This is a genomic window from Clostridium sp. CTA-5 (assembly GCF_054768135.1).
This window is the reverse complement of record NZ_BAAAAT010000002.1, coordinates 288,412-300,824: the sequence shown is the minus strand read 5'-3', so window position 1 is coordinate 300,824 and position 12,413 is coordinate 288,412. Positions and strand designations below refer to the sequence as shown.

7 protein-coding genes are annotated in these 12,413 nt (G+C 28.2%); all 7 read left to right on the top strand.

The features are described 5' to 3' along the window. Nucleotides 1–416 precede the first annotated feature (416 nt). The 7 genes from ACYUET_RS06575 (at nt 417) to ACYUET_RS06545 (ending at nt 11,980) form a co-directional block, all read left to right on the top strand. Nucleotides 417–1,988, top strand: coding sequence for an alpha-glucoside-specific PTS transporter subunit IIBC (locus tag ACYUET_RS06575; protein WP_460278512.1), 1,572 nt, complete (start codon nt 417–419; stop codon nt 1,986–1,988). Between the two features lie 249 nt (nt 1,989–2,237). Beyond that, nucleotides 2,238–3,563 carry a 6-phospho-alpha-glucosidase gene (locus ACYUET_RS06570; protein WP_460278511.1) on the top strand — a complete coding sequence of 442 codons (1,326 nt, stop codon included), beginning with the start codon at nt 2,238–2,240 and terminating at the stop codon, nt 3,561–3,563. A gap of 700 nt (nt 3,564–4,263) precedes the next feature. Beyond that, nucleotides 4,264–5,067, top strand: a complete 804-nt coding sequence (locus ACYUET_RS06565; RefSeq protein ID WP_460278510.1) for a MurR/RpiR family transcriptional regulator — start codon at nt 4,264–4,266, stop codon at nt 5,065–5,067. 54 nt (nt 5,068–5,121) lie between these two features. After that, entirely contained in the window at nt 5,122–5,448 is a 327-nt protein-coding gene (locus ACYUET_RS06560; RefSeq protein ID WP_460278509.1) for a DUF6678 family protein, read from the top strand. 620 nt (nt 5,449–6,068) lie between these two features. Next, on the top strand, nt 6,069–10,328 hold the full coding sequence (locus ACYUET_RS06555; protein WP_460278508.1) for an InlB B-repeat-containing protein: 4,260 nt from the start codon (nt 6,069–6,071) through the stop codon (nt 10,326–10,328). A 106-nt stretch (nt 10,329–10,434) separates the two neighbouring features. Continuing rightward, a complete protein-coding gene (locus tag ACYUET_RS06550) occupies nt 10,435–11,262 on the top strand; it encodes an ATP-binding cassette domain-containing protein (RefSeq protein ID WP_460278507.1) in 828 nt (275 codons plus the stop codon). Nucleotides 11,263–11,278: 16 nt separating this feature from the next. Beyond that, on the top strand, nt 11,279–11,980 hold the full coding sequence (locus ACYUET_RS06545; RefSeq protein WP_460278506.1) for a hypothetical protein: 702 nt from the start codon (nt 11,279–11,281) through the stop codon (nt 11,978–11,980). The last annotated feature ends 433 nt before the right edge of the window (nt 11,981–12,413 follow it).

The window sequence follows — 12,413 nt, the reverse complement described above, 5'->3', positions numbered from 1 at the left end:
TTCTTAATTTGGTTAAATGTTTACATTAGGTATATGATACTAAAAATAATATATTAATGCGTATCAAGATGTGTTAATGAGAATGTAGCAATATGGATTAATAAGATACTAATATATTATTTTTAGAACTATATAAACTTTAAGGTTAATTTATATAAGGCATAATCACAAAAATAATAGATTAATGCTTGTACATTATTATCTTTTAATGTGATTAATTCTAATTTTAAAGATAGATTAAAGTAAAAACAATAGCATATCTACAAGGTGTGAAATTTCACATAAATAATAACAAATACCAATGTGTGTGAAAAAGAACTACATATCTAAAGTCTATTGTAAACGTAATCTTAGGGTGATAATATAAACACAACAAAGCAATACAACAACAGAAAAATGATGAGGGGGAAAATGTTATGATGCAAAAAATCCAACGATTTGGTGGCGCTATGTTTACACCGGTATTATTATTTTCATTTTCAGGAATAATGGTAGCACTATCAATATTATTTAAAAATCCAGATTTGATGGGTTCGATAGCAACAAAAGGAACTATGTGGTACAACATTTGGTACGTAATAGAAGAAGGATGTTGGACTGTGTTTAGACAATTACCATTATTATTTGTAATCGGACTTCCAATAGGATTAGCAAAGAAAAACAATGCACGTGCTTGTTTAGAATCATTAGTTATATACATCACTTTCAATTATTTTATGGCAGCGATGCTTAATTTATGGGGACCATCATTTGGTGTTGACTATAGTTTAGAACCAGGTGGAACAAGTGGACTAGCAATGATTGCTAACATAAAAACATTGGATCTAGGAATGATTGGAGCAATACTAATTTCAGCAATTACAGTATTCATTCATGACAAATATTTTGATACAGAATTACCAGAATGGTTAGGGGTATTTAAAGGATCATCTTTTGTATGTATAATTGGATTCTTTGTAATGATACCAGTTGCATTAGCATTATGTTTCATATGGCCAATTATTCAAGGTGGAATTAATTCAATGCAAGGTTTCTTGAAAGTTTCAGGAGTATTTGGAGTTTGGATATATACATTCTTAGAACGTATATTAATACCAACAGGATTACATCATTTTATTTATACACCATTTATATTTGGACCAGCAGTTGTTAATGAAGGAATTCAAAGTTATTGGCCAGCTCATATACAAGAGTTTACTAATACAGCTCATACATTAAAAGAGATGTTCCCAGAAGGTGGATTTGCTTTACATGGATTATCAAAAGTCTTTGGTTGTACAGGTATAGCATTAGCAATGTATGCAACAGCAAAACCAGAAAAGAAAAAGATAGTAGCAGGACTTTTAATTCCAGCAACATTAACAGCAGTATTTGCAGGAATTACTGAACCACTTGAATTTACATTCTTATTTATTGCACCAGTATTATTCTTAGTACATGCATTATTAGCAGCAACATTAGCAGCAACATCATTTGCATTTGGAGTAACAGGTAACTTTGGATCAGGTTTAATAGATTGGGCAGCTCAAAACTGGCTTCCATTATTTAAATATCATCCAGGAACTTATATAACTCAAATAATAATAGGATTAATATTTACAGGAATTTATTTCCTTGTATTTAGATTCTTAATACTTAAGTTTGATTTTAAAACTCCAGGACGTACAGATAGTGGAGAAGAAAAGCTATATAGAAAAGCTGATTATAAAGCTAAAAAGAATCAAGAAAGCTCATCACAAGGAGAAGATGCTAGAGATGTTAAAGCAAAAGCATTTTTAGAAGCTTTAGGTGGAAAAGATAATATTCAAGATGTTACTAATTGTGCAACTAGACTTAGAGTTACAGTAAAAGATCCAAGCTTAGTAAAAGATACAAGTGTCTTTGTAGAAGCCGGAGCACATGGTTTAGTTAATAAAGGAAAAGCAATACAAGTTATAGTAGGATTATCAGTACCACAAGTTAGGGAAAGATTTGAATCATTACTATAAAGTTTAGGATAAGATTTTAAGGGTATGTTTTAAATTAACATTTACTTAAAACATACCCCAGTTTAAAAAGTTAAATATATGATTAACCCTATAATGGCAATAAATCATATTAAATAATAAATATAATTTAACAAAAAGACAATCATCAATTTAAAAGATGGCAAAATCAATCCAGAAGTATATAGCTGTTATGAATATTACAGATATTAGCTAATGGATAAAATATAGTAATTTTAGGAGGAATGAAAAATGAAAAAATTCTCAGTAGTAATAGCAGGCGGTGGAAGTACATTTACACCAGGAATAGTATTAATGTTACTTGAAAACTTAGAAAAATTCCCAATTAGAAAGATTAAATTTTATGATAATGACTCTGAAAGACAAGATAAGGTTGCTAAGGCATGTGAAATAATATTAAAAGAAAGAGCACCTGAAATAGAATTTATGCAAACAACAAAACCAGAAGAAGCATTTACAGATATTGATTTTGTAATGGCTCACATTAGAGTTGGTAAATATGCAATGAGAGAATTAGATGAAAAAATTCCATTAAAATATAATGTATTAGGTCAAGAAACTTGTGGACCAGGAGGAATTGCGTATGGAATGCGTTCAATTGGTGGAATACTTGAAATAATTGATTATATGGAAAAATATTCTCCAGATGCATGGATGTTAAATTACTCTAACCCAGCAGCAATAGTTGCAGAAGCTACTAGAAAGTTAAGACCAAACTCAAAGATATTAAACATCTGTGATATGCCAGTTGGAATTGAAGAACATATGGCTAAAATAGTTGGCTTATCTTCAAGAAAAGAAATGGAAATCAAATACTTTGGATTAAATCATTTTGGTTGGTGGACAAGTGTTAAAGATAAAGAAGGAAACGACTTAATGCCAAAGATAAAAGAACATGTTGCTAAATACGGATATAATGTTGATGTTGAAGAATACCAACATACAGATGCTAGCTGGAATGATACTTTTGGAAAAGCAAAAGATGTATTTGCAGTAGATCCAACAACTTTACCAAACACATACTTAAAGTACTACTTATTCCAAGATTATGTTGTAGAACATTCTAATAAAGAATACACTAGAGCAAATGAAGTTATGGACGGAAGAGAAAAATTCGTATTTGGAGAATGTGAAAAAGTTGTAAATGCAGGAACAGCAAAAGGTTGTGAATTACATGTTGATGAACATGCTTCATATATAGTTGATTTAGCTAGAGCTATTGCATATAACACTAAAGAAAGAATGTTATTAATAGTGGAAAACAACGGAGCTATTGAAAATTTTGATAAAACAGGAATGGTTGAAATACCATGTATAGTTGGAAGTCAAGGACCAGAACCATTAGTTGTTGGAACTATTCCACAATTCCAAAAAGGATTAATGGAACAACAAGTTTCAGTAGAAAAATTAACAGTTGAAGCATGGGCAGAAGGTTCATATCAAAAATTATGGCAAGCAATTACATTATCAAAGACAGTACCAAGTGCAAAAGTTGCAAAACAAATCCTTGATGATTTAATTGAAGCTAACAAAGAATACTGGCCAGAATTAAAATAAAGTTTATTATATACTTGTAAAGTTAAAAGGAAACTTGATTTACACACAATTGTTGAGTAAGTTCGAGTATCAAAATATAAAATTACATTGTGTGAAAATTTATGTTTCAGAATGTGAATTTTAGAAATTAATTTTTAATTATTACTTATATTTCTCACAAAATAACCAAATTTGTAATGTATGAAAGGTTGTTTAATTTTGAATTACTCAAAATTAAGCAATCTTTTTTTGCATAGAAAATTATAGGATTTTGCAACTTGAAACACTGAAAAAAGTTAATGCTAAGGCACATTCAAAAAAATAACAAGTCAATATGTAGTCTATTTTGTGTCATACTGCGTCAGCAGAGTGGTTTAATAGCTCGCTATTAAACCACTCTACTTCCTTGTCTGACGCAAAATATACATAGCATCTTGGAGTTGTTATTTTCTTTCATGTGCCTAAAGAAATATTTTTGAATTGATAATGGAGAATGTACGATTGACAATTTAGGATGAAATCATAATATGATTTCTAAATATATATTTTAAGAAAGTAAGAGGCTTTCAACCACAATTGTAAATTGTAGACTGTTCATTAACATCTTTAAATTAAGATGTTATATAAGAATTTTTCCATTATATAGCATATCATATAAAATAATTGATATACATTATTTTATATTTATTTGATATAATTATAATAATCGGGGGGAGTAGAGATGAGGTTAGAAGAGGTAGTAAATAATAATTATTCAAAGCTTAATGAAAATGATTTATATATTTTAAAGTTTATATGTAGTAATAAAAAGAAATGTCGAAATATATCTATAAATGACCTTGCTGATAATTGTAATGTATCAAGGACAACAATTTTAAGATTCACTCAAAAATTGGGTTTTAAAGGATATAGTGAATTTAAAGTATTTTTAAGATGGGAAGAACAAGAAGAGGAAAATACTGAAGAAGATTATGTAAGCAAATTTTATTTAGATTTAGAAGAAACTAGAAGGCATTTAGATACTAAAAAGCTTTCTAAAATATGTGAATTAATACAGAAAGCTGAGAGAGTATTTGTATATGGAACAGGGATGACTCAAACAGCAGTAGCAAAAGAAATGCAAAGAACATTTTTAATAGTGAGTAAATATTTTTATGTAATAGAAGGAGAAACAGAATTAAAAACTGTAGTTTCAGATATAACAGATAAAGATGTATTTATAGCAATATCATTATCTGGAAATAATGAACTTTTAAAAGGGATAACTACTATTTTTAAAATGAATAGAATTAATACCATATCAATGACTAAATTTAGTGACAATATATTAGCAAGAAATTGTGAATATAATTTATACATATCAACTGCAAAAATCAATCTTGATAAAGGTAGAGTACATGAAACAACAGCATTCTTTTTCCTTTTAGTTGATGTACTTTTTAGGCAATATTTAACTTACATAAAAACTCAATCTATGGTTAGTGAGGAAGAAATCAAAGCAGAAGAGGAAGTTAAAAACGATTAATTAACAGTATAATGGTATTATATAAAGGATTCTACCATTAGGAGTGAAGAGTAAATGAATTTTAAGGAATTTAATAGTTTGATGAATAATACAAAATGGAAAGAAATTAGATTAGCAATGTATCAATACCATGAAACAATAATGTGGAGAGTGAAAAATATTGATAATGGTTATTTAAGCAATTGGGATGGAGAATGGTTTTATCATTTTAAATTGATGGGATATGATACTATTGAATGGTTAGAAATTAAAGTTGATAATGAAGAAATGAAAAATAAAATTGTTAATATATTAAGAAAAATCCATGTTCCTGGAGAAATTTTAAATAATTCTATAAAGGTGTATGGATATAAAAAGGATGAATTTATTAATTATATATAATTCCAATTTTTTAATATTTATTAAGGGAAGTCTTAAAAAATATATTTATATATTTTTTTATTTTGTTTAAACGAAGGTTGATATTAAGTATGAGTTTCATACTTAATATCAACTTTTTTTATCTTTAGACTAGCATAGAATTTCTTAAGCTTAAAAGGCTGATAAAATCTAAGGTAAATAAGAGATTTTGAATTCACAATTTAGGATGAAATCACTTTGTAATTTTTAAAATATATATTTTTCAGAAAGCCGAAGGCTTTCAACCACAGTTGTCCATTATCAACTGCTAATTTTCCATTAAAATGTAGCGTAGCCACTTTTGTTCTAGTATTTATTTTGATACAGCTTTAATCTTATTTTTACGTATAAATCTAAACAAGATTTATATTACTGTATAATGAATATTTATTAAATGATTATGTAGTTACTTTTACTTTTTAGGGTTACATACTTAATAAAATTTGGTATTATTGTATTATATAATATATTAAGGATTAATAATGAAAGATTATATTAAATATTTATGTATTTATTAAATAAATTTTAATAAGTGAAAGAGTATGTTTTTAAAAAAAGTATTATTAAATTTAATATTACTTTTTTAGGTTAGGAGAGATCAAATGAAAAATGTTCTTTTAAAGAAGGCTGTGGCAGCAGTACTTGCAGCTACAACTGTTTTAAGTGTTGCACCGACTGGAGTTTCAGCATCATGGAATAAAGATAATTACGGAAATTGGAATTGGATAGAGGATAATTCTAAAGCAATAGGTTGGAAATCAATTGATGGAAAGTGGTATTATTTTGATTATAGTGGAAACATGAGAAAAGGTTGGATCAATGACTGGGGTGCATGGTATTATACAGATTCTACTGGTGTAATGCAGACAGGCATAATCGAAATTGACGGTAAGGTTTATGCTTTTGGTGGGAATGGAATTATGCAGACAGGCAATGTTTCTATAAATGGTAGATCATATACATTTAATCAACAAGGTATAGCAGTAGGAGATAAAATACCAACTCCCAATAAGAGCTTTGATATAAATAACAACATCTTAGATGATAAGTTTAAACCTCCGTATACTGAAAATGGTGAATCATGGGGGGCTAATTCAAATAATTCTTCTTATAAAGAGGATGAAGATGATATATTTGATGATGTTAAAGAAGTAAAGATTAAATTTAAGGTCACTTTTGATTCAAATGGGGGAAGTAAGGTATCATCAATAACTGGAATAAAACCAGGAAAAACAATAGACTTACCAGATGAGCCTACAAGAGACGGCTATGAATTTGATGGATGGTACAAGGATGAAGATTTTGATAAGGAATTTACAGATGATACAAAAGTAAGATCAAATCTTAAGTTACATGCTAAATGGGTTAAAAAGGGTTCTTCTGGTGGATCAGAATCAGGTTCTGGAAGTGAGTCAAATAATGGATCAGATAATCAACAGTTACAACTTGCAAAGGTAACATCTAAAGTATTTACTAATGATTCAGGAGTAAGCAGCGTTAAAGTAACTACAAACGCAAAGAATTTTGCATCTGGAACAAAAGCAACTATTGAATTAATTGATAAAACTACAGGACAAGTAGTGGAAGGAAAAACACAAACTGTAGCAATAAATAGCAATGGATATATAGGATGTACATTTATAGACATGGTAGCAGGGACATTTACAGCGAAGGTAACAGTAGGAAAGGTAAGTGCAGTTTCAGAAGAGTTTAAAGTGTTATCAAAGAATGATATATCAAATAGTGATATTCAAAATGCCGCAGATGCTCTTAAATTAGGTGATATAAGCTTAGTAACTTCAGATTTGAATTTACCAACGACAGGAACATATGGCACTACAATTAAATGGACAGCTAATAATGTTGATGGAGATACTGATAAAGTTATTACTATTGAAGAAGACCCTTCAAGTAAGAATAATGTTATTGGGAAAGTAACTAGACCTGAGGGTAATGGTAATAATGTAAAAGTAAAATTAACAGCTACTATTTCAAAGGGAGATGCAACTCCTTTAACAAAGGACTTTATTGCATATGTTAAGAGATTTAATACAAAATTAGGTAAGGCAGTAGAAGAAATAAATAATGCCGTAAATATTCAAGGTGATGAAGATGCAAAAGTATTAGCAGTTAAGGAAAAATTAACTCAAAATAATATATTATCGATTGGAGCAAGTGAAATCCAATATAATAAGTATAAAGAATTAGAGTTGCCATCTGATAAAAATCAAGTTTATCAATTAGGTGTTGCAAAGGCAATTTATGATGATATAAAATCTAGAAATTATATATCAGGAAATTCTGATAAAAACGCATATAAAAAAGAGCTTGAAAGTGAAGCAGTAGGAATTTCGAATACATTTAACATGGCTGTTGTAAGCCAAGCTAGATTAAAACAGGAAAATGATAATAAAACAGAATCAGATAAGAAATTAAAAGAGGCAAAAGAAAAATTAACTAAAACTATTAATGAACAATATTCTGATGGAACTTTAAGGACAAACCTAATAGCACAACAAGAAGAAAATACTAAAGATAGTTGGAATAGGTATATGCTAGCTTTGACAAATGCAAAAGAAGTTGAAAGTGATGATAATTCTCCTTTATCAAATGTAGAAGGTGCAATAAATTATTTAAATTCATCTAAGGATGCATTAACAGGGGCACATTTAGTAACTGTTAATATTTATAAAAACGGTGCAACTGATGATTGTAAGTGGACTGATTTTAAGGGAAATATAAGTTTCCAAAAAGGATTGTCTACTCCAATAAAAGCAGATCGTGGTGGAGAAAGTTCATATAAGGCAACTTTAACTAAAGGAGAGTATAAGATATTAGTTGATGGAAAGCCTACAGGGAAGTCTATAACAGTACCTGATAAGGGTACTAGTACTAAATTACCTGAAGAAAATTTATATTATTACACAGTAAAATTTGAAATGAAAAATTCAGATATTATAGATGGTGAAATTACTGCTAAATATGGTAATACTGTAACTGGTTATTCATCAATTAAATCTGGTGATGCTATACTTGATGATGTTAATAATGATTTAGTGCTTACAATGAATGCTAATAGTAATGAGACAAAAGAATTTACTTATTCATGGAAAAATATTAATGGTTTAGAAGAATCAAAATCTGCTTCATACTCAATTAAAGATTTAAAAGCACATGGGAAGGTAGAACTTGTTTGTGAAGTTTCTCCAAATGAAGTGATAATAAATAATATAAATGGTGTAGCAGCTAATGATAATTCAGGTAATGCTAAAGTTACCGCGAAGATATATAAATATGAAAATCAAAATGCAAAGGTTGAATTATTTAAAGATGGTGCTTTAATTGCTACAAAGAGTGGATCAGATGTGAAGATAGATGGAGATGGAAATCTTACAACTGATTTTACAGGGCTAGGCAAAGGGGCATATAAAATTAAAATAACAATAGGAGCATTGGAACGTGAATCATCAGGGTACTTCTATGTTAATAAGATAGCTCAAGAGGTTTTAGATGGCTTGAATGCTATTAATGATGCAATGAAAAAAGATGCTGGGGATACTAAATATTCAAACCTTGTAAATTTATTTAATTCAGATGGATTCAGTAAATCTGCACAAGCTCTTGGATTAAATAAATCAGATTATGCAAATTTAATTGAATCAACTAATAAATATACAACAGAGGTTGCTAAGGGTGTTTATAGACCTCTAGAATACACTGTAGATGAAGTTGGAATTATTAGTAAGACGTTTAATGATGCAGTTATGACTCAAACAAGATTGAAGAAAAATGATGATGCAAACTCAGAAGCGGCAGATAAATTAAAAAAAGCAAGAGAAGAATTAAAAGCAGCTTTAGATAATGCTATGGAGGTTGATCGTACTACTTGGAAGAAGGTTGAAACAGATTATCCACAAGAAACTTGGAGTAAATATGTACCAGCAGTAATGAATGCTATAAAAGTTGAACAAAATCAAAACTCAACATTATCGCAAATAGAAAGTGCAACAAATGCATTAAAATCAGCAGAAGATGCATTGAAAAAAGGCTATGAAGCAATCATAACTATTAATAAAGATGGTAGTGCATGGGATGGAGTTGGAACAATAACCTTAAAGAAAAAATTAGATAATGGAAACGTAGGAACTTCAATATCAGTAATGAATGATGCATTAGGTAAGGTAAAAACAAAGAGATTAGAAAATGGAATCTATAAGATATTTGTTAACAATAAAGAGATAGGAGAACAAATTGAAATAAATAATGCACCAAATTCTAAAATATTAAATTATTATACATTTAATATTACATTAAGTGGTACGAGCTCAATAGACATTAATAGAAGTAGAGTAAGTTTAACTGAAGTAAATAATAAATCTAATACTAGCACATCAATTAAATCAGGTGATGCAGTACTTGCAGAAGATAATGTAAGTATCACAATAACGCCTGCAATGATAAGTGGAATTTCAGGAATTAGCGAATTTGCTTATGAATGGACAGGGATAACTTCAGATACTAATACGGCTACAGCATATAAGGTATCAAGTAAATCAGATATAGCTTGTAAAATAAAACCTAAAAATCCTGTAATAATAAATATTTCACCTACATCAGATGATAAAGGTAAAGTAACTGTAACAGGTAAGGTAGATTGTGAATCAGGTAAAGTTGCTGCAGTTGAATTATTAAAGAGTGGATCGTCATTAAATCCACAAGTTATTAATAATGCTGTTGTAATACAAAGTGATGGTACATTTAGTGTAGATCTTAATGCACCAGCTAGTGGGACATATTCAGCAAAAGTAACAGTAGATTCAATAACTAAGACATCTACTAGTTTTACAGTAACAATAAAATAAATTTTAAATTAATGTTTATATTGAAGATAGTAGTGATAATTGTTGTGGAGAATTAAGAAAATCTGACATGCAAATATCATTACTATTTTTACGAGGTAGAAAAAATATGGAAGACTATATAATTAAGGTAGAGAACTTAACGAAGAAGTTTGGAAAGAAGATAATTTTTGATAAAGTGAATATCAACTTTAAAAAAGGAGAAAGTGTAGCTATTTTAGGAAATAATGGAATGGGGAAAAGTACTTTTCTTAGAATGATATCCGGACTTACAAGTTTGAGTAGTGGTAAGGTAATAATTGATAAAGGAATAAAGTTCAATTATATACCTGAGAATTATTCAAAACTAAATTTAACAGTAGAAGAATATTTGAAATGTATAGCAAACTTAGATAATATAGAAAAAGAAGAATTTAAGTTTAAGGTAAATAATTTTTATGAAAAGTTTTATTTAGAAAGTATGAAAGATGTTCCAATGAAGTATTTATCTAAGGGCTCATTACAAAAGGTAGCAGTAATTCAAGCATTAATTTCTAATTCTGATGTATTATTATTAGATGAACCTTTGTCAGGACAAGATATTAATTCACAAAAGAATTTTATTAGAATTATTAAAAATTTAATATCTAAAGGCGTAACTGTCATTATGTCTTGCCATGAACAATTTTTAGTAGATAAGTTATCTAGTAGGGTTATTAGAATTAAAGATAGGAAACTAATTGAATTAGAAAAACTTAAAATAGAAAAAGTTAAATATAATACGCTAATATTTGAAAAAGAAGAAAAAGCTAATACAAAATTAATCTCAGAATTTGAAGATATTTTGGAATGTGATGAGAAGCAAGGAATCTTGAAATTAAAGGTAAAAGAAAGTTGTAGCAATAAAGTACTTTTGGAAATGTTAAATTATGGTTATATATTGAAATATTTTAAGTAATAAACGGAGGAACATTATGATAGCATTATTAAAATATAATTCTAAAATATATCTTAAATATAATAAGTTTATGGTACCATTTATATTTTATTTATTATTTCAGTTGATTTATTATGGTACAGGCTCAGTAGATTTTGTATCAGATGTTACAATTTGTGTTAGTGTAGTATTTTGTATAATGACATGGATGGGATTCGGTTATTGTGAATTGCAGGATTGGAGAACAGAACAAATCGTATTTCTTAAGATAAACAATGGAAATTTATATTGGATTTCAAAAATAGCATTTATGTTTATTATAGGGATTTTATTATCATTAATAGGGGTAATATGGCCATTAGTTAGTAGTCTTAATAATGATGGAATTAGAGTGGATAGTATTGTATTAGGTTTTTTAATTCTTATATTATCTGCATTTATGGGAGTATTGCTTGGAATGATTTTTCAAACTAGAATTATTGGAAATTCAAATAAATCAATATTAATATTATTCTTAATTATAATTATTACTATTGTAAAAATACCAATAGTAAATGAGTGTCCCATCATGAAAACATTTATGTGGATTTTACCTCCTGTAAGTAATATAACTAGTTCTTGTATTAATGCAGTTAAATTTTCATTAAATATACTTATGATGCCGATTGTTTATAGCATAACCTATATTTTTGTAGGAACTATAGTTTATATTGGGTTAATGAAAAAAATATTGTTTTAACAGACTTAGAGTTAACTTATTTTAAAGTTGCTCTAAGTTTTTTTATAAGTAACAAAAATTAAAAAAATGTACAATTAATAAAAATTTTTTTTATAAATTGTTGATAAGTTTAAATTTTGGCTATAATTAAGGATAACTAAAGTTAAACTATATAGTCCTAATAAAGCTTTCTCATGTGCTTAATTTTAGAAGATATATTAACGGTGATTATAAAATGAGTTGAATCAATGTGTATTTGAACTCTTTTATATGATATAATACTTTAGGCAATATATATGATTTAAGGCACATTCAAAAAATAATAGACCAGTATGCTCGTCTGTTTTGCGTCATACTGCGTCAGTAAATTTAGTTAATAGCTCGCTATTAGCCAAACTTGCTTCCTTGTCTGACACAGAATATACAACGCATCTTTGGTCTATTATTTTATTTC